We start from the raw sequence: 23,046 nt of genomic DNA on the forward strand, positions 1-23,046 counted from the left end.
TGTTCATGACCCGTTGGTATGCGTATTTCGAGTCGGCTCTGGAGGGGCCGGCGCCGATGTAGCGCGCACCGACACCTTCAGAGCCGACAGGGCAGAGCATCCGCTCTGCCCTTCGCCGTTTCGGCGGGCTCTGCACCGGGGTCCCGCCCCTACCGAGGACAGGACCCATGCACATCTCCACCACCGAGGCGACCGCCGACCTCCATGTCGCGGCCTTCACCAGCATCCCCTCGCCCGCCGAGATCATCCGCGAGCTTCCGCTCGGCGGCGAGGGCATGCGGCTCGTGGCCCGAACACGCGACGAGGTGCGTGCGATCATGCGCGGCGAGGATCACCGTCTGCTCGTCATCACGGGCCCCTGCTCGATCCACGATCCGGATGCCGGGCTGGAGTACGCGGGTCGCCTGGTGCATGCCGCCGAACGTCACCGCGACGAGCTGCTCATCGTGATGCGCGCCTACTTCGAGAAGCCCAGGACGACCGTCGGCTGGAAGGGTCTCATCAACGACCCGCATCTGGACGGCAGTCACGACATCGGCGCAGGCCTGCGCCTGGCACGGTCCTTCCTGCGTGATGTGACGGCGCTCGGGATGCCGTGCGGCACCGAGTTCCTCGAGCCGATCAGTCCGCAGTACACCGCTGACCTGGTCTCGTGGGGAGCGATCGGCGCCCGCACGACCGAGAGTCAGATCCACCGGCAGCTGGCGAGCGGGCTGTCGATGCCGATCGGCTTCAAGAACGGCACCGACGGAGGGATGCAGGTGGCGCTGGACGCGGCGGCGGCCGCTTCGGCACCGCAGGCTTTCCTGGGGATCGACGCGGACGGACGCGCCAGCCTGGTGACCACGACCGGCAATCCCGACACATCGGTCATCCTGCGCGGCGGAGCGGACGGCCCGAACTACGGCGCCGAGCATGTGCGACGCGCCTCGGAGCGGCTCGCGGCGGCGGGCCTGACCGAGCGCGTGGTCGTCGATGCCAGTCACGCGAACAGCGGCAAGGACCATGTTCGCCAGGCCGAGGTCGCCGCCGAGCTGGCCGCGCAGATCGCCGCGAAGGGGTCGGCGATCGCGGGAGTGATGCTGGAGAGCAACCTCGTCGCAGGGGCGCAGAAGCTCGACGTCACGCGCGGACCGGCGGGGCTGACCCGAGGCCAGAGCGTCACGGACTCCTGCATGTCGTGGGGAACGACGACCGCGGTGCTCGACCAGCTGGCCGCGGCCGTCCGGTCTCGGTGAACGGAAGAAGGCCCGGGTATGCACCCGGGCCCTTCTGATCTGGTGGAGCCTAGGAGATTCGAACTCCTGACATCTTGCTTGCAAAGCAAGCGCTCTACCAACTGAGCTAAGGCCCCTTACGGCGCGAACACCGCGGGATTCCGCGAACGGAGTGGGGCTACCAGGACTTGAACCTGGGACCTCTTCATTATCAGTGAAGCGCTCTAACCGCCTGAGCTATAGCCCCGTCAACCTCCAAGACTTTACCCGATGCGATGGGTGAAAAGCGAATCGAGCGCAGGGTCGGGATCGTCGTCCCGACCCCTCCGACGGCGGGCCCCCTCGCGGCGGGAACCCGCCCTCGGATCGTCATCCTTCGTGCAGGTTCACCGTGCCGGCCGACACCGTCGCCCGGACCGTGTTCCGGCTGCCGCCCTGTTCGGAGAGGTCGCTGTTCAGCGAGCCCGCCGAGACGTTGCGGCGCACGTCGTACTCGGCATCCGGCAGGGTGAGGGTGAGCTGGCCCGCCGACACGTCGATCTCCACCGAGTCGGGTGCGCTGCCGGTCAGCTCCGACACCACCCGGCCTGCCGAGACCTGGTACGACGCCTCATCGACACCCGACAGGTTGATGTCGGCGCGCCCGGCGTTGAGCTCGGCGTCCAGCGAGCGGGCCACGCCGTCGAGCGAGAGCGCACCGGCGCTCATGTCCACGCTGAGCTCGCCGAACTCTCCGTCGACGCGCAGCGAGCCGGCATCGAGGCTGAGATCGGCGTCCAGTCCCGCCGTCGATCGCGGCAGGAGCAGGGTCACCCGCTGCTCCTCGAGGCGCAACCAGTCGGGGCTCCACCAGTTGAAGCCGCGGTCCGGACCGCGCACCTCGAGCTCATCCTCATCGCGGTCCAGCGACCATCCGCGAAGCGACCCACCCTCGATCTGCAATTCGACCTCGTCGCCGTCGTGGAACTCGACGGTCACCTCCGCGCCGCGCACGTCCATATCGACTCCGGTGATCCCGGTGCCGTCGATCCGGGTGACGTCGGACTGCGGTCCGATCGCGGAGAACCCGGTGCTCGCCGCCGCGGCACCCGTGCCGAGCAGCACGATCCCGCCGACCGCTGCGACGGCCACCGTGGTCGCCGTGATGCTCTTCTTCGCCGTGCCGTTCATCGCACGCCTCCCTGATTGTCTCGTGCCGCATCCGGGGACCCGGAGTTCTCGATGTGAGCGAGTGCCGCGAGCACCCGCCGGTTGCCGTCCTCGGGCTCCAGCCCGAGCTTCTGGAAGATCGCCGTGATGTGCTTCTCCACGCTGGCCTCGCTGAGGAACAGCAGGGCGGCGATCGAGCTGTTCGACTTGCCCTCGGCGATCAGCGCGAGCACCGTGCGTTCGCGCTCGGTGAGGCGCATCATCCGCTCGTCCCGGTTGCGCCGTGTGAGCAGCTGCGCCACCACCTCGGGATCGAGCACCGTGGCGCCGGAGGCGATGCGCTCGACCGATTCGACGAACTCGGCGACATCGGCCACCCGGTCCTTCAGCAGGTAGCCGAGCGCACCACCCTGCGCCGCGATCAGGTCGCTGGCGTAGCGCTCTTCGACGTACTGCGAAAGCACAAGCAGCGGCAGGGCCGGATGCGACGCTCGCAGGCCGAGCGCGGCGCGGATGCCCTCATCGGTGAAGGTCGGCGGCAGGCGCACATCGAGGATGCACAGCGCGGGTGTCGCACTCGCGACGGCATCCGTCAGGCCGTTCGTGTCGGGCAGAGCCGCGACCACCTCGTGCCCGGCGTCCTCGAGCAGGCGGACCAGGCCCTCGCGCAGCAGCACTGAATCCTCGCAGATCAGGATGCGCATGGCACCGACACCTCCAGGCTGGTCGGCCCGCCGGCGGGGCTGTCGAGGCGGACGGTGCCGCCGGCCGCCAGCACGCGGTTGGTGATGCCGTCGAGGCCGCCGCCGGGCTGCACCTGCGCACCGCCCATGCCGTTGTCCTCGACCCGTGCCCACAACGCGCCGTCGCGAGTGCGCACGACGACCCGGCATTCGCTGGCCCGGGAGTGCTTGGCGGCATTGGTCAGCGACTCCGCGATGGCGAAGTACACCGCCGCCTCGGCATCCCGGCACCCGGCGCCGGCGCCCGTCGTCGCGGGCTCGATGCGCACGTCGAGGTGCACGGGGATGTGCGACCGCCCGGCGAGTGCCGAGAGGGCGGCATCCAATCCGCGGTCGTCGAGCACAGAGGTGTGGATGCCACGGGCGAGCTGACGCAGTTCGGTGATCGCCGCCTTCGTCGACGTGTGCGCCTCGCCGATCAGGGCCTTCGCGGCGCCGGGGTCGGTGTCGATCTTCTGCTGCGCGAGTCCGAGGGTCATGCCGACGGAGACCAGCCGGGGCTGGACCCCGTCGTGCAGGTCGCGTTCGATGCGGGTCCGCTCGAGGTCGGCGGCGCGCACGGCGCCGGCGCGCTGCGCCGAGGTGGTGCGCACCTGTGCGCTCAGCTCGGCCTCACGGCTGGGCACCACGAGGGTGCGGCTCAGCAGACGGTGCAACAGTGCCAGGCCGACGATGCCGGCGGCGGCGGCGAGGATGCCGAGCAGTCCGAGCACGGGTGCCCAGCCGACGGGGACGATGTTGCCGAACGGACCGTCGACCTCGCCTTCACCGGTCAGGGGAGCGAACGCGAAGACGGCCGACCAGACCATGCCCCAGAACAGGCGCAGCACGAGCGCTCCGGCGATGCACGCCAGGATGAAGTTCACCAGGACCCGCCACATGCGCCCGTCGACCGCCTGCCGCGCGACACCGGCGATCCAGCCGCCGAAGCCCGGTTTGCGCGGGCGCCAGCGAAGATCCGCGAGGTCCTCGCCGTACAGGCCGCCGACGCGGCGCACCTCGAACCAGGCGACGCCGAACAGGGCGTACACCAGGCCGAGCAGCACGAACAGGCCGACGCCGAACACGAACAGCAGTCCGAGCCCGACGCCCAGCAGCGCGGTGAGGATGCCGAACACGGCGGCGCCCAGCGCACCGAGCGCCGCGAGCTCGAGGATGGTGAGCACGATCCGCAACGGGTGCTTGCGGGCATCCGCCCCGGCTGTCGGCACCGCGGGTGCTCCGACGGCAGGCGGGGCCGGGGCAGGCGGCGCCGGGGGAGGCGTGATCCCGGAAGCCGGCGCGGTGGCCGCCGTCGCGGCGGTAGGTGCCGCGGGGTATGCCGCGGTTGCGGCGGTGGGTGCCGCGGTCGCGCCGGCGTCCGACGACGGGCTCGGCATGGCGCCCGGCGGGGGCGGGGGAGTCGGATTCGTGGTCATGGCTCCACGCTACGGCGGGCCGACGGCGGCCGACACGGGGGCAGCCGGACAGCCGGGTTCGGGTTTTCCCTACCTTCTTTGCTCAGCGCGGGTGTGCGGGTGCCCCGACCGGGGCGCCGAGCAGCGGCACCAGCACGGTGTCGACGATCTCATCGACGTCGCTCTCGGTCACCTCGCGGAACAGGAAGCGATCGCGCAGCAGCGCCTGGCCGACATCGAGGCGCGCGTTCGTGATCGCTCGGGCGTCGATCTCCCCGCGCGAGACGGCGCGGGCCACGACGTCGGCCATCATCCGCCGTCCCATCCCCAGCGACAGCGAGGAGATCTCCCCGGCCCGGGTGCGGTCGGCCAGCGCCTCGGAGAGCACGGCGCGAAGCGCTCCGCCGAGCGGACCGGTCAGCAGCGTCACCGTCCGCCGCAGGAGTTCCCGCAGGTCTCCGCGAAGGCTGCCGGTGTCGGGCGCTCCTTCCGTGTCACTCATCAGGTGGTACGCGGTGTCGCGCACGAGTTCGGCCCGTGAGTTCCATCGGCGGTACAGCGAAGCCTTGCCCGCGCCGGCCCGCTCGGCGACGCGCTCCATGGTCATGCCGGCGTAGCCGCTCTCGTCGAGCTCGGCCAGCACCGCCGCATGGATCGCCGTGATCAGCGCCTGCCCACGGCGGCGCGAGCGCGGCGCCGCCGCCCCGTCAGGCACGGGTCACCCGGCCGGCGGTCCCGTCGACCGTCACCCTGTCGCCGTCGACGAGCGTCATGGTGCCGTCGCCCGTGCCCATGATCGCGGGCAGTCCGTACTCGCGGGCGACGATCGCGGCGTGCGACGCGATCGACCCGGTGTCGACGACGACGGCGACCGCCCGCAGGAACAACGGCGTCCACGCCGGGTTCGTGTACGGGCAGACCAGGACGTCGCCCTCCTGCAGCCGGTGGAAGTCGCTCGCATCGCGGATGACCCGCACCGTGCCGGTGGCCGTCCCGCCGCCCGCAGGCGCCCCGGTGACCAGCGCGTCGTCGTCCGGCTCGCGGCGGACCACGTCGCGCAGGTCGACGAGCGGGATGCCGGCCAGTTCGGCCCGTCGAGCGGCGCGCGCGGTGACCAGGGCGCGCTGTCGCGCGACGGCATCCGCTGACATCGTGTCGACGTCGGCGACCGCCGCGACCTCCTCCCAGCGCAGGTGGAAGACGTCGAACGCCTCGTCGAGGACGCCTGCGTCATGCAGGCGCCGGCCGATCTCGAGCAGTGCGCGGCGCAGCGCCGGCAGGGATGCCGTGAAGTAGAAGTGACTGTCCTCGCGGTATCCGACACCGGCCTGCGCCGCGCGCACCCAGCGTTCGACGGCGTCGCGCAGTCGACGCGGTCTCAGCAGCGGGTGTGCGAGCAGTTCGGCGAGGGCGTCTTCGGAGCGGGAGCGCCGGTCGCTCTGCGGCGGGTCGTCGATGAACGCTCCCACCATGCCGACGATCACGTCGGGCGATTCGGCCAGGGTGGGCGGACTCACCAGCAGCGGCGAGGTGGTCTCCTTCCGGCCGAACTCGCGGCGAAAGCGTTCCAGCGCCGCCGCGAACTGCGGGAATCGGCCGTTCTCGAGCTCTGCGACGACGCCGGCGGGCTGCTTCGCGGCGAACAGGGCACGCAACGGCGCGTCGTCTCGTGCGGTCGCGGCGAGTGCGGCGAGCGCGCGCTCGGAGGCCGCCGTGCGTGTCGGTGCCCCGCCGGTGAGCTCGGTGAGCAGCCGGCGACGGCCGAGCAGAGTGAGGACGACGACGAGACGGATGATCGCGAGAGCAGCACCGGGCAGATAGTCGATGCGCAGGTCGCGGCTCAGGTCGATCACACGCAGCGCTCGCTCCGGCACCTGCAGCAGTGCCCGCCAGCCGAGCTCGCGCAAGGGCAGAGCGTCGAGTTCGTCGGCGCGGGCGAGCAGCTGCGCCAGTCGCGGGTCGTCCTGCCAGCGCTCCGGGTGGAACCGCTTCGCCTTGCGCACCAGGGTGATCGGGGTGCGCAGGATGCCGGGCCCGGGGTGCGGGTTCGGCGGCACGAAGCGGGTGACGACGCCGTCCTCCTCGCGCAGGTAGTCGACGAACGCGCCGCGCAGACCGTAGTACTCCGTGATCTGGCGCATCATCTCGGCGGGACCGCGGCCGAGCCAGGTCGTGACGTCCATCGGGTACGGCCGCACCGGCAGATACTCGCTGAAGATCATGCTCTGCACGCGCTGCCGTCGGTTGAGGCTCATCGGCTCGGGCGGGAGCGCCGTCATCGGCCTCGCCTGCAGGATGAACACCTCGCCGTCGGCGATCGCCCACTCCATGTCCTGCGGCCGGCCGAAGTGCGCCACGGCGGCGCGGGCATGCTCGGCGAGGGTGCGCAGCTGCCCGGCGGTGAGCAGCCGGCCGCTCGTGGTCGCTGGAGTGTCGTGCCGCACCCCGCCGCCGGCGGTCGTGCGGATCGCCACGTCGGCCCGGCCGGGCGTCCACTCCTGCAGGACGCCCTCGGTACTGAGCACATAATGCTCCGGCGTGACCATCCCCGAGACCACGGCCTCGCCGAGTCCGGCGGCGGCGTCGACCAGCACGCGGTCGCGTGCTCCGCTGACCGGATCCGCCGTGAACATCACGCCGGCGATGTCGGAGTCCACGAGCACCTGGACGACCACGGCGATGCGCACGCCGGCCGGGTCGACGTGGCGCTCCCGCCGATACGAGACCGCACGGTCGGTCCACAGCGACGCCCAGCACCGGCGGATCGCGTCGAGGAGGGCATCCGCGCCGACGACGTTCAGGTAGGTGTCCTGCTGTCCGGCGAAGGCGGCGCCGGGCAGATCCTCCGCGGTGGCGCTGGATCGCACGGCCACGGGCACATCGTCACCGAGCGCGCGGTATGCCGCCACGACGGCTTTGCGCAGTTCATCGGAGATCGGCGCCCCTTCGAGCATCCGCCGCAGCTCCGCCGGCTCGCCGACGTCCACCCGCTCCGCCAACCCGACCGCCTCGGCGGCCGCGGCGTACGCGTCGGTGGTGACCGCGAAGCCGTCCGGCACCGGAAGCCCGGCCCGGATCAGCTCTCCGAGGTTCGCCGCCTTCCCGCCCGCGACGTCCAGATCGCCCTTGCCCAGCTCCTCGAGCCCGACGACGGCGAGACCACTCGCGATGCTACTCATGACGTCCTCCATAAGAAACGCTCCGTTCCTTATGCTACGCCCGCACCTCGCCTGCCGCCACCACCGGTACAGCGAAGGGCGGGATGCCGATGGCATCCCGCCCTTCCCACTTCTCTCCCCGCACGCGCGCAGCGTCGTGCTCCCACCCCGTCAGAGAGGGCGCGGGGATGTTCCCGTGAGTGAGCATTGGGAGGGGCCGCGAAGCGGAGGCCCCACTCTGCGAACGAAGGGAACATCCCCGCGCCCGCCCCAGAACGAGTCAGTTCGACATGAAACCGACGAGCAGCCCGCCGGTCACCTTCACCGCCAGGTTGTAGATCCCCGCGACGACGGCTCCCAACACGGTGAACACGATGAGGTTAAGGATCGACACGACCGCGCCGAACGCCATCACCTGCGGCAGCCCGATCAGGCTCTGCAGGTTGATCGCGCCGTCGGTGATGGTGTCGAGGAAGTCACTCGCCTGCGCGAGCACCTGCGTCGCCTGCAGCACCATGAAGATGAGGAAGAACGAGACCATGGTCACGATCGCCAGCGCCACCGCTCCCAGGAACGAGAGCTTCACGGCCGACCAGAAGTCGACGTAGACCAGACGCAGGCGCACCTGCTTGCCGCCGGTCTTGCGCGTGGACTTCTTTGCCAGCTTGTCGGCTACTGTGCTCATGCCTCTTGCTCTCTTCGGGGGTGTCAGGCTTCGGGGGTCGCGGCCTCTGCGGTGCCGGTCTCCGCCTCGTCGTCTTCTGCGAGACCTCGCTCGCTGTTGCGCGCGATCGCGAGAATGCGGTCATCATCCTTGGTGCGGGCGAACACGACTCCCATGGTGTCGCGGCCCTTGGCGGGCACCTCGGCCACGGCAGAGCGTACCACCTTGCCGCTGGAGAGAACCACCAAGACCTCGTCGTCCGCAGCGACGATCAGACCGCCCGCGAGAACGCCGCGATCGTCGTTCAGCTTGGCGACCTTGATACCCGTTCCACCGCGGTTCTGCAGGCGGTACTCCTCGACCGCGGTGCGCTTCGCGTAGCCGCCGTCGGTGACGACGAACACGAAGTGGCCGGGGGCTGCGACGGATGCCGACAGCAGGCTGTCGTCGCCCTTGAACTTCATGCCGGTGACACCGGCCGTGGCTCGGCCCATCGGACGCAGCGCCTCATCGGTCGCCTGGAAGCGCACCGACATGCCGCGCCGGCTGATCAGCAGGATGTCGTCCTCCCTGTTCACCAGCAGGGCGCCCACGAGCTCGTCCTCCTCGCGCAGGCGGATCGCGATCACGCCGCCCTGGCGGTTGGTGTCGTACTCCGTCAGGCGCGTCTTCTTCACCAGCCCGCCGCGAGTGGCGAGCACGAGGTACTCCGCGATGCCGTAGTCGCGGATGTCGAGGATCTGCGCGATCTTCTCATCGGGCTGCAGCGCCAGCAGGTTCGCCACGTGCTGGCCCTTGGCGTCGCGACCCGCCTCGGGCACCTCGTACGTCTTGGTGCGGTACACCCGGCCCTTGTCGGTGAAGAAGAGCAGCCAGTGGTGCGTCGTGGTGACGAAGAAGTGCTCGACCAGGTCGTCGGCCCGCAGCTGCGCGCCCTTGACGCCCTTGCCGCCGCGGTGCTGCGAACGGTAGTTGTCGCTGCGGGTGCGCTTGATGTACCCCTCGCGCGTGACCGTGACCACCATCTCCTCTTCGGGGATGAGGTCCTCCATCGACATGTCGCCGTCGAAGCCGTGCAGGATGTGCGTACGCCGCTCGTCGCCGTAGCGGTCGACGATCTCCGTGAGCTCCGTGCGCACGATGTCGCGCTGGCGCGACTCGGTGGAGATGATCTCCCGGTAGTCGGCGATGCGGACCTCGAGATCGGTCGCCTCGTCGATGATCTTCTGTCGCTCCAGCGCGGCCAGGCGGCGCAGCTGCATGTCGAGGATCGCCTGTGCCTGGTCGTCGTCGATGTCGAGCAGCGACTTCAGGCCCTCCCGCGCCTCCTCGACGGTGGGGGAGCGGCGGATCAGCGCGATGACCTCGTCGAGCGCGTCCAGCGCCTTCAGGTAGCCCTGCAGGATGTGCATGCGCGCCTCGGCCTTGGCGAGCCGGAACTTCGTGCGCCGCACGATCACGTCGAGCTGGTGCTCCAGCCAGTTCGCGATGAAGCCGTCCAGAGCCAGCGTGCGGGGCACGCCGTCGACGATCGCCAGCATGTTGGCGCCGAAGTTCTCCTGCAGCTGGGTGTGCTTGTACAGGTTGTTCAGCACGACCTTCGCCACCGCGTCGCGCTTGAGCACAACGACGAGACGCTGACCGGTGCGGTCGGACGACTCGTCACGGATGTCGGCGATCCCGGTGATCTTGCCGTCGCGGGCCAGCTCGCCGATCTTGACCGCCAGGTTGTCGGGGTTCACCTGATACGGCAGCTCGGTGATGACCAGGCAGGTGCGGCCCTGGATCTCCTCCACCTCGACCACGGCGCGCATCGTGATGGAGCCGCGACCGGTGCGGTACGCCTCGTGGATGCCCTTGGTGCCGAGGATCTGCGCACCGGTCGGGAAGTCCGGTCCGGGGATGCGCTGGATGAGCCCGTCGAGCAGTTCGTCGCGGGGAAGGCCCGGGTTGTCGAGTGCCCACAGCGCGGCATCCGCCACCTCGCGCAGGTTGTGCGGCGGGATGTTGGTGGCCATGCCGACCGCGATGCCGACCGATCCGTTGACGAGCAGGTTCGGGAAGCGTGCCGGGAGCACGTTCGGCTCCTGGGTCTGACCGTCGTAGTTGTCGGAGAAGTCGACGGTGTTCTCTTCGATGTCGCGCACCATCTCGAGCGCGAGCGGAGCCATCTTCGTCTCGGTGTACCGCGGGGCCGCGGCACCCATGTTGCCGGGCGAGCCGAAGTTGCCCTGACCGAGAGCGAGCGGGTAGCGCATCGACCAGGGCTGCACGAGGCGCACGAGCGCGTCGTAGATGGCGGTGTCGCCGTGCGGGTGGTACTGACCCATGACCTCGCCGACGACACGGGCGCACTTCGAGAACGACTTGTCGGGGCGGAAGCCGCCGTCGTACATGCCGTACATCACCCGGCGGTGCACGGGCTTGAGCCCGTCGCGCACGTCGGGCAGCGCGCGGCCGACGATGACGGCCATGGCGTAGTCGAGGTACGACCGCTGCATCTCGGCCTGCAGGTCGACCTGGTCGATGCGGCCGTGCTCGTGACCCTCGGTGATGTCGGGGCGTTCTTCGTCAGTCATGTGTCTTCTCTGTTCCGGATGCGTCTTGGGCCGGGATGCTGGTGGGGCCGGGCTGCGGGATGCCGCTTCGCTCGCAGAGCGGGGGCCCCGGCGCTGGCGCGCCACCCCGATGCTCGCTCACGCGGCATCCCTTCGCCCTATGTAGCTGTCGTCATCACCGCGGTGCAGCGGTGGTGTGTGTGTGGGTATCAGATGTCGAGGAAGCGGACGTCCTTGGCGTTGCGCTGGATGAACGTGCGACGCGACTCGACGTCCTCGCCCATCAGCACGCTGAAGATCTCATCGGCCGCCGCGGCGTCGTCGATGGTGACCTGGCGGAGCGTCCGCGTGGTGTGGTCCATCGTGGTCTCCCACAGCTCCTTGGCGTTCATCTCGCCGAGACCCTTGTAGCGCTGGATGCCGGCATCCTTCGGGATGCGCTTGCCGTTCGCCAGTCCATGCTCGAGAAGCGCGTCCCTCTCGGCATCGGAGTACACGTACTCGTGCGGCGAGTTCGTCCACTTCAGCCGGTACAGCGGCGGCATCGCCAGGTAGACGAAACCCGCCTCGATGAGGCCGCGCATGTAGCGGAACAGCAGGGTCAGCAGCAGGGTCGTGATGTGCTGACCGTCGACATCGGCATCCGCCATCAGCACGATCTTGTGGTAGCGGGCCTTCTCGATGTCGAAGTCCTCGCCGATGCCCGTGCCGAAGGCCTGGATCATCGCCTGGACCTCTTTGTTGCCCAGCGCCTTGTCGAGCCGGGCGCGCTCGACGTTCAGAATCTTGCCGCGCAGCGCCAGGATCGCCTGGGTGTGCGGGTCGCGACCCTGCACGGCCGAGCCGCCGGCGGAGTCACCCTCGACGAGGAAGATCTCGCTGATCGACGGGTCCTTGCTCGTGCAGTCCTTGAGCTTGTCGGGCATCGCCGCCGACTCGAACACGCTCTTGCGGCGGGCGGTCTCGCGGGCCTTGCGGGCCGCGATGCGGGCCGTGGCCGCGTCGATGGCCTTGCGGATCACGTTCTTCGCCTGCGTCGGGTTGCGGTCGAACCAGGCGCCGAGCTGGTCGTTCACGATCTTCTGCGTGAACGCCTTCGCCTCGGTGTTGCCGAGCTTGGTCTTCGTCTGGCCCTCGAACTGCGGCTCGCCGAGCTTGATCGAGATCACCGCGGTGAGACCCTCGCGCACATCGTCGCCGGAGAGGTTGTCGTCCTTCTCCTTGAGCAGGTTGTTCGCCCGCGCGTAGCGGTTCACCAGGCTGGTCAGCGCCGCACGGAAGCCCTCTTCGTGCGTGCCGCCCTCGTGCGTGTTGATCGTGTTCGCGTAGGTGAACACGTTCTCGGTGTACGAGGTGGTCCACTGCATCGCGACCTCGAGCGAGATCTTGCGCTGGGTGTCCTCCGATTCGAAGGCGATGACCTCTTCGTTCACGACCTCGGCATGCCGCACGCGGTTGAGGTACTCGACGTAGTCGACCAGGCCGCGCTCGTAGAGGAACACGTCGGAGGGCTGCTTCGTGATGACCGTGCCCTCCTCCTCGATCTCGAGGGCGAACGCGGGACGCTCGTCGCGCAGGGCGATGCGCAGTCCCTTGTTCAGGAACGCCATCTGCTGGAACCGGGTGCGCAGCGTGTCGTAGTCGAACTCGACGCTCTCGGTGAAGATCTCGGCGTCCGGCCAGAAGGTGATGCTGGTTCCGGTCTCAGAGGTCGCCTCGCCCTTCTCCAGGGACTGCTGCGGCACACCGCCGTCGGCGAAGCTGTGCCGCCAGACGTGACCCTTCTGCTTCACCTCGACGTCGAAGCGCGTGGAGAGCGCGTTCACGACGGAGGAGCCGACGCCGTGCAGACCGCCCGAGACCGCGTACGCACCGCCGCCGAACTTGCCGCCCGCGTGCAGGATCGTGAGGACGACCTCGACCGTCGACTTCGTCGGGTCGGAGGAATGCGGGTCGACCGGGATGCCGCGGCCGTTGTCCACCACGCGCACGCCGCCGTCCTCGAGGATCGTGACATCGATGCTGTCGGCGTGGCCGGCGAGCGCCTCATCGACCGAGTTGTCGACGATCTCGTACACCAGGTGGTGCAATCCACGCGGACCCGTCGAGCCGATGTACATTCCGGGCCGCTTGCGCACGGCCTCGAGTCCCTCGAGGATCTGGATCGAATCGGCGCCGTACTCGCCTTCGACCCGGTTCGAGGTCTGCGGCTCCATCCCCCCTGGGTTCTCCGAGCTCATCGAAGCGTCGTGGTCGTCAGCAGGGGATTCAGGCGTCATCAGAAATGGTTCTCCACATCGAAAGTTCACCTCCATTCTAGCGGGTTCGGCGACCCGATGTGGCGCTCAAACGCCGTGTGTGCCGATCTGAGCGCTTGAGGGGTCGTGCATGGTGCCCTACCCGTAGGTGTCCCGTGGACCGCGTCCCGGGACGACTCTCGGACCCCACTTCCACGACGGGACGTCCGGTCCGATGAACCGGATGTTCTCCACGCCCGCATCCGGATAGCGCTCGCCGATCTGGGTCATGATCACCGCGCGCATGAACTGCAGGTTCTTCGCCCAGGCGGTGGAGTCGCACTTCACGGTGAGCACCCCGCGCTGCAGCGACACCGGCTCGGAGTGCTTGGCGGTGTCGGCGCCGGCCAGTTCCGCCCATTGACGCACGAGGTCCTCGGCGGCCAGGGTCTTCTCCCAGCCGGAGTCCTTGGTGAGTTTCGCCAGCACGTCGCCCAACGTGCCAGGATCGCGACCCTTCGTGAACGGCGCGTTGTCGTCGTCGGCGATCAGCCGGCGCTTGCGCTTCCAGTTCTTCGAGCTGGGCTTGAGCCCGCGCAGCCGCAGATAGGTGGCGACGGTCTCAGGAGGCTGCGGGTCGGTCATCGGCATCCTCGGTTCCGTTGGGGGAGCGATCGTCTCCGGCATCCGGATCCTCCCGCTCGTCGCTGATCGTACCCGCGGCGATGCGCACCACGTGACGGTGCAGCGCCTCGGGGATGTCGCTCTCCACGGCCGCCGTGACGATCACCTGCTCGTATCCGGACGTCAGAGAGGCCAGCCGCTGCCGGCGATCGGCGTCGAGCTCCGCGAAGACGTCGTCGAGGATCAGCACCGGGTCGCCGGCCGGCGATTCGGCGCGCAGCAGCTCTGCCGACGCCAGTCGCAGCGCGAGTGCCATCGACCACGATTCACCGTGGGAGGCATAGCCCTTCACGGGCAGATCCCGCACCCGCAGGATCAGATCGTCGCGGTGCGGACCGACGAGCGTGAGACCCCGCTCGATCTCCTTCGCGCGCTTGTGATGCAGGGCGGCACGGAAGAGGTCGGCGATCTCGCCGCGCGCGTCGTCGGCTTCCGCCTCTCCTTCCTCGGGGTCGCCGCCGCGCACCGAGAGCGCCCAGTCGAGCTGCGGACGGTGGTCGGCTCCCGCGATCGCGGCATAGGCGTCGATCAGCGGTCCGTGCAGGTCGGCGGCCAGCCGGATGCGGGCATGGATGATCTCGGCACCGAGGGCGACCAGCTTGTCGTCCCAGACGTCCAGGGTCGACAGCCCCTCACCGCGGACGCCGCGGGCGCGCGCCGATTTCAGCAGCGCGGTGCGCTGACGGAGCACCCGGTCGTAGTCCGCCATGACGGCGGCGAGCCGCGGTGTGCGCTGGATGAGCAGCTGGTCGGCGAACCGGCGGCGCGACGACGGATCGCCACGCACGATCTGCAGGTCCTCCGGGGCGAACAGCACGACGTGCGCGTAGCGGGGAAGCTCGTTGGTCTTCGCCGGCGAGCCGTTGATGCGGGCCCGGTTGGATCCCTGCCGGTTGAGCTGCACCTCTGTCAGCACCGTGCGTGTGCCGTGAGCGAGACGCGCGCGGACGACCGCGAACTCCTGCCCGTCTCGCACCATCGGTGCGTCGGACGAGACCCGGTGCGAGCCGAGCGTCGCGAGGAAGACGATCGCCTCGGCGAGGTTGGTCTTACCCTGGCCGTTGCTGCCCACCAGGACGTTCGGGCCGCGGTGGAGTGTCAGATCCGCGGTCGCGTAATTGCGGAAGTCGACCAGGTTCAGGTGCTCCACGATCACCGCATCAGCCTACCTTTCGGGTCTGACAACGCCGGGCTGCGCGGTGGCCCCTGCGGGACGACCGGATGCGGTGGGGGAGAGCGAAGGTCAGCGCAGAAGCAGGTTGGGCTGCAGCAGGTACTTGAACGAGTCGAGGCCGGCCTGATCGACCGACGTCTGACTGGTGATGAGCACCGGACTGAGCTTGTTGGCGTTGTCGCTCGACGTGAACGTGACGCGGGTGAACTCGCTCTTGACGGCGCCGAGCGCCTCGAGCAGGTACTGGGGATTGAGTCCCAGCGTCACCTCGTCGCCGCCGTTCAGGTGCGCGTCGACCGACTCCGATGCCCGCGCCTGCTCGCTGCCGGAGGCGTCCATGGTGACGCTGTCGTTGCTGAACGTGAAACGCAGCGGCGCCGACCGGTCGAGCACCAGGGCGACACGCCGCACGGCCTCGATCAGGTCGGCGGTGTTCACCACCGCGTAGTGATCGGTCTGCTCGGGGAACAGTCGGCGCACCGGCGGGAAGTTGCCCTTGATCAGCAGCGACGTCACGGTCTTGTTGCCCGCGGTGAACGCGATGATCTCGCGATCGCCGGCGCCGGAGAACGCCACCTCGATGTTGCCCGCGTGGGCGAAGGTCTTGCCCACCTCGGTGAGGGTGCGGGCCGGCACCAGAGCGGTCTGCTCGGCACCCTCGCCGTCCCACGGCACATCCCGCAGCGAGACGCGGTAGCGGTCGGTCGCCACCATGCTGAGATCCGTGCCCGACACCTCGAGCTGCACGCCTGTGAGCACGGGAGTCACGTCGTCGCGGGATGCCGCGAAGGCCACCTGCGCGATCGCCGTGCCGAAGTCCTCGGCAGGGACGACACCCGTCGAACCGGTGACTTCGGGGATGGACGGGTACTCCTCGACGGGCATCGCCGCGAGTGTGAAGCGCGCGGAACCGCAGGTGACCGCGATACCGCCGTCCTCTTCGACGGCGATCTCGATCGGAGCGTTGGGGAGGCGGCTGGCGATGTCCGAGAGCAGACGGCCGTGCACGAGGATCGTGCCCGGGTCGTCGACCGTCGCCTCGATCGTGGTCCGGGCGGATGCCTCGTAGTCGAATGCCGAGAGAGTGAGGCCTTCCGTGGATGCCTCGATGAGCACACCCGCCAGGATCGGCTGAGGGTTGCGCTGCGGCAGCAGCTTGACGACGAAGGACACAGCTTCGCTGAACACATCGCGATTGACCTGGAACCTCACGGGCGCTCCCTCGTTGTCGGTCGCTGCAGCGCACTCGACCCGCTACAGGCCATCCCATGCTAGCCGTACACGACAGGCCGCTCACCACCCCGGATCCGTGCGTCTGCGGCGATCCCTCCACATCCCTCCGGTCATCGGAGAACCCTTGATGAAGATGAATCTCTTAACGGTGTTAACAGCTGTGGATACTGTGGATAACTCGGTGGATATCAGTCGCGAGTAGGAAACTACAGCTGTGTGAGATGTGGACGTCCTGAGGAATCCGCGGGTTTCCGGGGTTCTGTCGCAAGAGCGGTGCCGACCGGTTATCCACAGGTCGAGGGGTCCGAAGCGGTTGTGGGCGACCTGATTCCACAAGTTATCCACAGACCCTGCGGAAAGTCCCTCGTGGACACGCCCTGACGGTCGAACGCTCACCGTGCAGACCCGAACCGGCGGCGCCGTCGTCGCGCGACGACTCAGCGGCGGCCGATCTGCGTGGTGATCTCGGTGACCTGGTTGTAGATCGAGCGACGTTCCTTCATGAGCTCGCTGATCTTCTTGTACGCGTACATCACGGTGGTGTGGTCGCGGTTGCCGAACAGCTGCCCGATCTTCGGCAGCGACAGGCTGGTGCGCTCGCGGCACAGATACATGGCGATCTGTCGCGCTGTGGCGATCTGCTGCGATCGGCTCGAGCCGTAGAGGTCGTCGACCGTGAGCTTGAAGTACGCCGCCGTCGCCGTGATGATGTCGGTCGGCGAGATGATGTTGTCCTCGGCGGTGTCGACGATGTCCCTCAGGACGGTCTGTGCCAGCGAGATGTCGAGCGACGAGCGGTTCAGGCTCGCGAAGGCCGAGACCCGGATGAGGGCGCCTTCCAGCTCGCGGATGTTGGACGAGACCACGGTGGCGATGTACTCGAGCACCTCGTCGGGGATGTGCAGCGATTCGCTCTGGGCCTTCTTGCGCAGGATCGCGATGCGCGTCTCGAGGTCGGGCGCCTGCACATCGGTGATGAGACCCCATTCGAACCGGCTGCGCATGCGGTCCTCGAAGCCGGTGAGCAGCTTGGGCGCGACGTCACTGGTGATCACGACCTGCTTGTTGTGATCGTGCAGCTGGTTGAAGGTGTGGAAGAACGCCTCCTGGGTCTCGGCGCGACCCTGCAGGAACTGGATGTCGTCGATGAGCAGGATGTCGACTTCGCGATAGCGGCTCTGGAAGGCGGCGCCTCTGTTGTTCGCGATCGAGTTGATGAAGTCGTTGGTGAACTCCTCGCTCGACACGTACCTCACCTTCACCCCCGCGTAGAGCGACTGCGCGTAGTCGCCGATCGCGTGCAGCAGGTGCGTCTTGCCCAGGCCGGAGTCGCCGTAGATGAACAGCGGGTTGTACGCCTTGGCCGGTGCTTCGGCCACGGCCACCGCGGCTGCGTGTGCGAAGCGGTTGGACTGCCCGATGACGAAGTTGTCGAAGGTGTACTTCGGGTTCAGCCGGGATTCGTGTCGCAGGGGCGTCGGCTGCTGCTGCTCGATCGGCGATTCGATGCGCGCCGGCTCCTGGGTGGCGAACTCGGGAACGGTGATCGGCGGACCGGGCTGGTCGGCGAGCTCGTGGTTGACGACGGTGCGGTAGGAGCTGACCTCGTCGCCGATCGACGACAGCGCTTCCATGATCGGGATGCGCAGACGCTTGTTGATCTGCCCCGCGGTGAGGTCGTTGGGAACGTCGAGGTACAGCACCCCGCCCATCACGCCGGCCGGCACGACGAGGCTGAGGAAGCCGTGCAGCTGCGGCGTCACCCGTGCATCGGCCGCGAGACGCTCCTGCACCTGGGACCAGATCGGCACGTCGGGCTGGGCTGCAGAGGTCATGGTGCTCCGGGTGATCTCGGGAGGTTGTGGAAAAGCCGCCGTCCGGCGTGATCTCCCCCTGTGGATAACGTCGTGTGCAACGGTAGTCAGCGCGGCTGTCCACAGCAAGCCGCCCCCGGAAACACGCGGGTGTGTCGGTGTGCGACGTGAACTCCACCGTTGTGGATAATGGGTGTGCGCAACTCGACGGGTGCACAGCGGCACTCGGCGGCCGATTTGCCCTGCGCCGGAGCAGGTCGTACCCTTAGTCGGTTGACTTATGCCTTTTGGCAGTACCCTCTGTCTCCGGACGAACAACCCCCGGTGACACCATCCCCGGAGTGATTCCATGAGCAAGCGCACCTTCCAGCCCAACAACCGTCGTCGCGCCAAGAAGCACGGCTTCCGCGCCCGTATGCGCACCCGCGCCGGCCGCGCCATCCTCTCGGCCCGCCGCGCGAAGGGCCGCACCGAGCTCTCGGCGTAAGCCCTCGCCGGGACCCGCCGTGCTCGCCCGGCAGAATCGACTGACCCGTGGCGTCGACTATCGCCAGGTGGTCCGTCGGGGCACGCGGTGCGGCGGGCCGCGCCTGGTGACGTCGCTGCTGCCCGGCTCGGAGCCGAGAGCACCGAGATTCGGGTTCATCATCAGCAAGCAGGTGGGATCGGCCGTCGTGCGCAACACCGTGCGCCGTCGTCTGAAAGCGGTGTGCGCCGAGTTCCGCGACACGATCCCTGAGGGCACGGATGTCGTCATCCGTGCCCTTCCTGCATCCGCCACCGCCGGGTTCGCCGAGCTGCGTGCGGATGTCGCACGCTGTCTGAACCGTCTGGCTGCGGGCCCGGTGCGCTCATGAGCGCGCTGCCGTCGTACGCGTTCGGCACCGCCCGCTTCCGTGGCTCCGATGTCCTGCGCAGCATCCCGGCTCTGCCCCGCAATCTCGTACTGGCACTCCTCACGGCCTACCGTGCGGTGATCTCACCGCTGTACGGAGACGTCTGTCGGTATTACCCATCCTGTTCCGCGTACGCTGTAGGGGCGGTTCAGCAGCATGGCGCCGTGCGGGGAGCGGTGCTCTCGGCCTGGCGCATCCTGCGATGCAATCCGTGGAGCAAGGGTGGCGTCGATGACGTCCGTCCGCACGCTCACTTCCGATACGAACTGACCCCCCGCGGGTTCGTCGTACCTGCTCGAAAGGACTGAACAGTGGGTCTTGACCTTCTGCTCGCAAGCACCTCCACACCCGCGCCGGGATCCGGCGGCGGGTTCGATCTGTTCGCCACCATCCTGTGGCCGCTGAAGTGGGTCGTGGAGCTCATCCTCGTCGCGTGGCACTCGCTGTTCACGCTGATCGGGATGCCGGCGGCCGCCGGTCTGACCTGGGTGCTGTCCATCGTAGGTCTGGTGATCGTGGTGCGCGCGGCGGTCTTCCCGCTGTTCGTGAAGCAGATCAAGAGCCAGCGGAAGATGATGGAAATCGCTCCTGAACTGCGAAAAGTCCAGGAGAAGTACAAGGGTAAGCGCGATCAGCTCTCTCGTGAGGCCATGAGCCGCGAGACGATGGCGCTGTACAAGCGGCACGGCACGACCCCGATGTCGAGCTGCCTTCCGCTGCTGGTCCAGATGCCGATCTTCTTCTCGCTGTACAGCGTTCTCGTCGACGTGCAGAAGATCCGCGACAATCCCGCGTTCAGCGGTGTGGGCCTGCTCAGCAACGAGCTGACGCAGGAGTTCTACGACGCCAAGCTGTTCGGCAGCGTCTCACTGCACGAGACGCTCAGCGTCGCCTGGGCGAACCAGAACGGCCTGGCCATCACCATCCTCGTCGTGCTCGTCGTGCTGATGATCGCGTCGCAGTTCATCACGCAGCTGCAGATCATCTCGAAGAATCTGTCGCCCGAGGCCAAGACCGGTCAGGCGTACCAGATGCAGAAGATCATGCTCTACGTGCTCCCGCTGGGCTTCATCTTCTCGGGTGTGTTCTTCCCGCTCGGTGTCGTCATCTACTGGTTCATCTCGAACCTCTGGACCATGGGGCAGCAGTTCCTCGTCATCCGCGAGATGCCGACGCCGGGCTCGGAGGCGGCCAAGGCTCGTGAGGAGCGGCTGGCACGCAAGGGCAAGGCGATCAACGCCGAGGGCAAGGTGGTTCCCCTCTCGGTGTACGAGGAAGAGCAGCGGCGCAAGCTCGAGGAGGCCGAGCGCGCGAAGGCCGAGGCGCCGAAGCGCGAGCAGCCGATCGGCAAGAAGCGTGCGAAGAAGAAGGGGTCGAACTCATGACGGCGCAGGACCTGAGGGCATCATCCGAGTCGACGGTGGAGCAGCTCGAGCACGAGGGCGACGTGGCGGCGGACTTCCTGGAGGAGCTGCTCGACATCGTCGACATCGACGGCGACCTCACCCTGGACGTCCGGCAGGGGCGTGCGTACGTCTCGGTCGAGGCCGAGGGGAACGGACTGGCGCTGCTGTCATCGCCGGACACCGTCCAGGCCCTGCAGGAGCTGACCCGCCTGGCGGTGCAGAGCAAGACCGGTTCCTTCTCGCGGATGATCCTCGATGTCGGCGGATCGCGCGACACCCGTCGGCGCCAGCTCGAAGCGCTGGTGGATGCCGCCGTCGCCAAGCTCGACGACGGTGCGACCCAGGCGTCGCTGCCGTCGATGTCGAGCTACGAGCGCAAGCTGGTGCACGACATCGTGTCGGAGCGTGGGCTGACGTCGGAGTCCTACGGTGACGGCGCGGATCGTCACACCGTGATCTCTCGAGGCTGATGTTTCACGTGAAACGGTGGCCGTCCGGTGTCGGACTCGGCCGTCCGTTCATGCGGCACCGCTCGAGATGAAGACGAGCCACCGGGAGATCTCATGACCGACAATCCGCTCGTCGAGCCGGAGCCGGCCGTCGCCGCCGAGCTGTTCGGCGAACGTGTCGCACTCGCGCGCCGGTTCACCGCGGCCCTCGCCGCCGAAGGGGAGCTGCGCGGCCTCATCGGTCCGCTGGAGCTGCCGCGGTTGTGGACCCGACACATCCTCAACTCCGCGATCGCCGCCCCACTGTTCTCCGGATCGGTCGCCGACGTGGGGTCTGGGGCCGGTCTGCCCGGACTGGTGCTCGCAATCGCCCGTCCCGACGTGCAGTGGACGCTGATCGAACCCATGGAGCGCCGGGTCGCCTGGCTGAACGAGCAGGTGGAGGCACTGGAGCTCGACAACGTGCGGGTGATGCGGGCTCGCGCTGAGGATGTCGGCCTGGAGTTCGACATCGTCACGGCGCGTGCCGTCAGTGCAATGCGCACCCTGGTGCCCATCACGGCACCGCTCGTGAAGGACAGGGGCGAACTGGTCCTCCTGAAGGGTCACAACGTCCCGGCCGAGATCGACGCCGCGGCGAAGGTGCTGAAGAAGCACAAGGTGACCGACGTCACCATCGACGTGCTGGGGGAGGGCGTGCTGACCGAGACCACCCGCGTCGTCCGCGCTCGAGTGCGCGCCTGACGTTTCACGTGAAACGTCGAGGGTCTGTGCTCGGAGCCGTGTCTTCTTCTGGGTTCTGAGCCGGGCAGCGAAACGTTCCCTTCGTTCGCAGAGCGGGTGCCCCTCCTGCTGCGCGGGTCCCTCCCCGATGCTCACTCACGGGAACGCTTCTCTGCCCTTCCTGGATGGCAAAAGCGTGACGGCAGTGGAACGACGGGATCAGTGTGCAGTTGTTGCTGCACACATCTCTGTTCTCACGACCTTGTGATGTCGCAGTAATGGACTCCGGGACACCAACAAGGGACCCTCACCTTTCACGTGAAACATCGTGCCTGCGTGCGCGACCGGGTCTTTCGGTTCTGGGCCCGGGCAGCGAAGCGTTCCCTTCGTTCGCAGAGCGGGTACCCCTCCCGCTGCGCGGGTCCCTCCCCGATGCTCACCCACGGGAACGCTTCGCTGCCCTTCCTGGATGGCGGACGGGCGGGTGCATCGGGTGGGTGGGGGGCACACCGGCGTCACTGCGGATCGTTCGCTGGAGTTCAGCAGTATGGCCCTCAGAGGGGCAACATCAGCGTGCTCGTCGGTCCACGGGGAGTTGCTCATTCAGACGGCGGGCATGACGCCCGAGCGCGGAAAGCATCCGCGCTATCAGGCAGCTTTGCATCGCGCGCGAGTACCCGTGCGAATCCGATGGGTCATGCGGCGACGCGGCCGGGGTTGTTTCACGTGAAACGGTCACGAAGCGACGCGCAGGTGATCAGAGTCACAATGTTGCCGTACCAGAGAGTCGTTGCTGTGCTGCCGGCTGTGGTGCTCCACAGGCTCTAGCGCAGGAGCACATCGCTGTTTCAACGACGGATCTACCCGGCGCATATCGACCGATGTTTCACGTGAAACGTAAGCCGTGATTGTTGTGCGGCACCTCGCTGGGATTCGACCACTCGGTGCGAGCCCAGGGAGGGCGAAGGGACGTTCCCGTGAGTGAGCATCGGGGAGGGACCCGCGCAGCGGGAGGGGTACCCGCTCTGCGAACGAAGGGAACGTCCCGTAGCCCGGCGTCGAACGACCGCTGAAGGGGTCCGCGGTAGCGACACCGATGATGCCTGACCGGTCGGCCGCGGAATCCGATGGCGGGTGAAGGGACGTTCCCGTGAGTGAGCATCGGGGAGGGACCCGCGCAGCGGGAGGGGTACCCGCTTTGCGAACGAAGGGAACGTCCCGCAGCCCGGCGCCGGCCGTGGCTGCGGAAGTCCCCGGTAGCGGTATCGATTGACGCCTGACCGTCCGCCGTCAGGTGCCAGGGAGGGCGGAGGGGTTCCCGTGAGTGAGCATCGGGGAGGGACCTGCGCAGCGGGAGGGGCACCCGCTCTGCGAACGAAGGGACGTCCCGTAGCCCGGCGTCGACATCGCCGTATGTTTCACGTGAAACGCCGCGAACTCATCGAACCACCGATCGCGCGAGTTCGTCATGTCCGGTGCGGCGATTAGAGTGGAAGGCGGTCCCGGAAGGAGTCGATGTTTCACGTGAAACTATCCGACAAGGC

At 68.1% G+C, this 23,046-nt stretch carries 19 protein-coding genes and 2 tRNA genes; 7 read left to right on the forward strand and 14 right to left on the reverse strand.

Annotated elements, in window-relative coordinates:
* The first annotated feature begins 167 nt into the window (after positions 1-167).
* On the forward strand, positions 168-1,238 hold the full coding sequence (locus ACFWH5_RS05585) for a 3-deoxy-7-phosphoheptulonate synthase (RefSeq protein ID WP_378832689.1): 1,071 nt from the start codon (positions 168-170) through the stop codon (positions 1,236-1,238).
* 40 nt (positions 1,239-1,278) lie between these two features.
* Here ACFWH5_RS05585 and ACFWH5_RS05590 read toward each other — a convergent pair.
* The 14 genes from ACFWH5_RS05590 to dnaA all read right to left on the reverse strand — a co-directional run bounded on the left by ACFWH5_RS05590 (position 1,279) and on the right by dnaA (position 18,049).
* Positions 1,279-1,354, reverse strand: a tRNA-Ala gene (locus ACFWH5_RS05590).
* A gap of 36 nt (positions 1,355-1,390) precedes the next feature.
* A tRNA-Ile gene (locus ACFWH5_RS05595) sits at positions 1,391-1,464 on the reverse strand.
* 122 nt (positions 1,465-1,586) lie between these two features.
* Positions 1,587-2,387 carry a hypothetical protein gene (locus ACFWH5_RS05600; protein WP_378832691.1) on the reverse strand — a complete coding sequence of 267 codons (801 nt, stop codon included), beginning with the start codon at positions 2,385-2,387 and terminating at the stop codon, positions 1,587-1,589.
* The gene (locus ACFWH5_RS05605; RefSeq protein WP_378832693.1) at positions 2,384-3,070 is read right to left on the reverse strand and encodes a LuxR C-terminal-related transcriptional regulator; all 687 of its coding nucleotides are present in this window, start codon (positions 3,068-3,070) and stop codon (positions 2,384-2,386) included. The genes ACFWH5_RS05600 and ACFWH5_RS05605 overlap by 4 nt, the downstream gene beginning before the upstream one ends.
* Positions 3,058-4,527: a histidine kinase gene (locus tag ACFWH5_RS05610; protein WP_378832695.1), complete on the reverse strand. Its 1,470-nt coding sequence runs from the start codon at positions 4,525-4,527 to the stop codon at positions 3,058-3,060. Before ACFWH5_RS05610 ends, ACFWH5_RS05605 begins: the two co-directional genes overlap by 13 nt.
* Before the next feature lie 82 nt (positions 4,528-4,609).
* Entirely contained in the window at positions 4,610-5,221 is a 612-nt protein-coding gene (locus ACFWH5_RS05615; RefSeq protein ID WP_378832697.1) for a TetR/AcrR family transcriptional regulator, read from the reverse strand.
* Entirely contained in the window at positions 5,214-7,685 is a 2,472-nt protein-coding gene (locus ACFWH5_RS05620) for a PEP/pyruvate-binding domain-containing protein (protein ID WP_378832699.1), read from the reverse strand. Before ACFWH5_RS05620 ends, ACFWH5_RS05615 begins: the two co-directional genes overlap by 8 nt.
* Positions 7,686-7,944: 259 nt before the next feature.
* Positions 7,945-8,349 carry a DUF3566 domain-containing protein gene (locus tag ACFWH5_RS05625; RefSeq protein ID WP_378832701.1) on the reverse strand — a complete coding sequence of 135 codons (405 nt, stop codon included), beginning with the start codon at positions 8,347-8,349 and terminating at the stop codon, positions 7,945-7,947.
* A gap of 23 nt (positions 8,350-8,372) precedes the next feature.
* Positions 8,373-10,907: a DNA gyrase subunit A gene (gene gyrA / locus ACFWH5_RS05630; protein WP_378832703.1), complete on the reverse strand. Its 2,535-nt coding sequence runs from the start codon at positions 10,905-10,907 to the stop codon at positions 8,373-8,375.
* Positions 10,908-11,095: 188 nt separating this feature from the next.
* Complete coding sequence (gyrB, locus tag ACFWH5_RS05635) at positions 11,096-13,126, reverse strand: DNA topoisomerase (ATP-hydrolyzing) subunit B (protein ID WP_378832705.1); 2,031 nt, start codon at positions 13,124-13,126, stop codon at positions 11,096-11,098.
* A gap of 156 nt (positions 13,127-13,282) precedes the next feature.
* Entirely contained in the window at positions 13,283-13,774 is a 492-nt protein-coding gene (locus ACFWH5_RS05640) for a DUF721 domain-containing protein (RefSeq protein ID WP_378832707.1), read from the reverse strand.
* The gene (gene recF / locus ACFWH5_RS05645; RefSeq protein WP_378832710.1) at positions 13,746-14,963 is read right to left on the reverse strand and encodes a DNA replication/repair protein RecF; all 1,218 of its coding nucleotides are present in this window, start codon (positions 14,961-14,963) and stop codon (positions 13,746-13,748) included. Before recF ends, ACFWH5_RS05640 begins: the two co-directional genes overlap by 29 nt.
* 87 nt (positions 14,964-15,050) lie before the next feature.
* The gene (gene dnaN / locus ACFWH5_RS05650) at positions 15,051-16,193 is read right to left on the reverse strand and encodes a DNA polymerase III subunit beta (protein WP_378832712.1); all 1,143 of its coding nucleotides are present in this window, start codon (positions 16,191-16,193) and stop codon (positions 15,051-15,053) included.
* A gap of 458 nt (positions 16,194-16,651) precedes the next feature.
* Positions 16,652-18,049: a chromosomal replication initiator protein DnaA gene (dnaA, locus tag ACFWH5_RS05655; RefSeq protein WP_378832714.1), complete on the reverse strand. Its 1,398-nt coding sequence runs from the start codon at positions 18,047-18,049 to the stop codon at positions 16,652-16,654.
* A 328-nt stretch (positions 18,050-18,377) separates the two neighbouring features.
* Here dnaA and rpmH point away from each other — a divergent pair, with 328 nt between their 5' ends.
* The 6 genes from rpmH to rsmG all read left to right on the forward strand — a co-directional run bounded on the left by rpmH (position 18,378) and on the right by rsmG (position 21,523).
* Entirely contained in the window at positions 18,378-18,515 is a 138-nt protein-coding gene (gene rpmH / locus ACFWH5_RS05660; protein ID WP_022879826.1) for a 50S ribosomal protein L34, read from the forward strand.
* A 19-nt stretch (positions 18,516-18,534) separates the two neighbouring features.
* On the forward strand, positions 18,535-18,885 hold the full coding sequence (gene rnpA / locus ACFWH5_RS05665) for a ribonuclease P protein component (protein ID WP_378832717.1): 351 nt from the start codon (positions 18,535-18,537) through the stop codon (positions 18,883-18,885).
* On the forward strand, positions 18,882-19,232 hold the full coding sequence (gene yidD, locus ACFWH5_RS05670; RefSeq protein ID WP_378832719.1) for a membrane protein insertion efficiency factor YidD: 351 nt from the start codon (positions 18,882-18,884) through the stop codon (positions 19,230-19,232). Before rnpA ends, yidD begins: the two co-directional genes overlap by 4 nt.
* A gap of 3 nt (positions 19,233-19,235) precedes the next feature.
* Entirely contained in the window at positions 19,236-20,309 is a 1,074-nt protein-coding gene (yidC, locus tag ACFWH5_RS05675) for a membrane protein insertase YidC (RefSeq protein WP_378832721.1), read from the forward strand.
* Positions 20,306-20,800 carry a protein jag gene (locus ACFWH5_RS05680; protein ID WP_378832723.1) on the forward strand — a complete coding sequence of 165 codons (495 nt, stop codon included), beginning with the start codon at positions 20,306-20,308 and terminating at the stop codon, positions 20,798-20,800. The genes yidC and ACFWH5_RS05680 overlap by 4 nt, the downstream gene beginning before the upstream one ends.
* A gap of 93 nt (positions 20,801-20,893) precedes the next feature.
* A complete protein-coding gene (gene rsmG, locus ACFWH5_RS05685; protein WP_378832724.1) occupies positions 20,894-21,523 on the forward strand; it encodes a 16S rRNA (guanine(527)-N(7))-methyltransferase RsmG in 630 nt (209 codons plus the stop codon).
* The last annotated feature ends 1,523 nt before the right edge of the window (positions 21,524-23,046 follow it).

This window comes from Microbacterium sp. NPDC058345 (assembly GCF_042723855.1).
Classification (GTDB): domain Bacteria; phylum Actinomycetota; class Actinomycetes; order Actinomycetales; family Microbacteriaceae; genus Microbacterium.

Excerpts from the sequence above, each read along its gene's own strand:
- ACFWH5_RS05585 (WP_378832689.1), top strand. The coding sequence starts at position 168 with ATGCACATCTCCACCACCGAGGCGACCGCCGACCTCCATGTCGCGGCC.
- ACFWH5_RS05600 (WP_378832691.1), bottom strand. The coding sequence starts at position 2,387 with ATGAACGGCACGGCGAAGAAGAGCATCACGGCGACCACGGTGGCCGTC.
- ACFWH5_RS05605 (WP_378832693.1), bottom strand. The coding sequence starts at position 3,070 with ATGCGCATCCTGATCTGCGAGGATTCAGTGCTGCTGCGCGAGGGCCTG.
- ACFWH5_RS05610 (WP_378832695.1), bottom strand. The coding sequence starts at position 4,527 with ATGACCACGAATCCGACTCCCCCGCCCCCGCCGGGCGCCATGCCGAGC.
- ACFWH5_RS05620 (WP_378832699.1), bottom strand. The coding sequence starts at position 7,685 with ATGAGTAGCATCGCGAGTGGTCTCGCCGTCGTCGGGCTCGAGGAGCTG.
- ACFWH5_RS05625 (WP_378832701.1), bottom strand. The coding sequence starts at position 8,349 with ATGAGCACAGTAGCCGACAAGCTGGCAAAGAAGTCCACGCGCAAGACC.
- gyrA (WP_378832703.1), bottom strand. The coding sequence starts at position 10,907 with ATGACTGACGAAGAACGCCCCGACATCACCGAGGGTCACGAGCACGGC.
- gyrB (WP_378832705.1), bottom strand. The coding sequence starts at position 13,126 with ATGAGCTCGGAGAACCCAGGGGGGATGGAGCCGCAGACCTCGAACCGG.
- ACFWH5_RS05640 (WP_378832707.1), bottom strand. The coding sequence starts at position 13,774 with ATGCCGATGACCGACCCGCAGCCTCCTGAGACCGTCGCCACCTATCTG.
- dnaA (WP_378832714.1), bottom strand. The coding sequence starts at position 18,049 with ATGACCTCTGCAGCCCAGCCCGACGTGCCGATCTGGTCCCAGGTGCAG.
- rpmH (WP_022879826.1), top strand. The coding sequence starts at position 18,378 with ATGAGCAAGCGCACCTTCCAGCCCAACAACCGTCGTCGCGCCAAGAAG.
- yidD (WP_378832719.1), top strand. The coding sequence starts at position 18,882 with ATGAGCGCGCTGCCGTCGTACGCGTTCGGCACCGCCCGCTTCCGTGGC.
- ACFWH5_RS05680 (WP_378832723.1), top strand. The coding sequence starts at position 20,306 with ATGACGGCGCAGGACCTGAGGGCATCATCCGAGTCGACGGTGGAGCAG.
- rsmG (WP_378832724.1), top strand. The coding sequence starts at position 20,894 with ATGACCGACAATCCGCTCGTCGAGCCGGAGCCGGCCGTCGCCGCCGAG.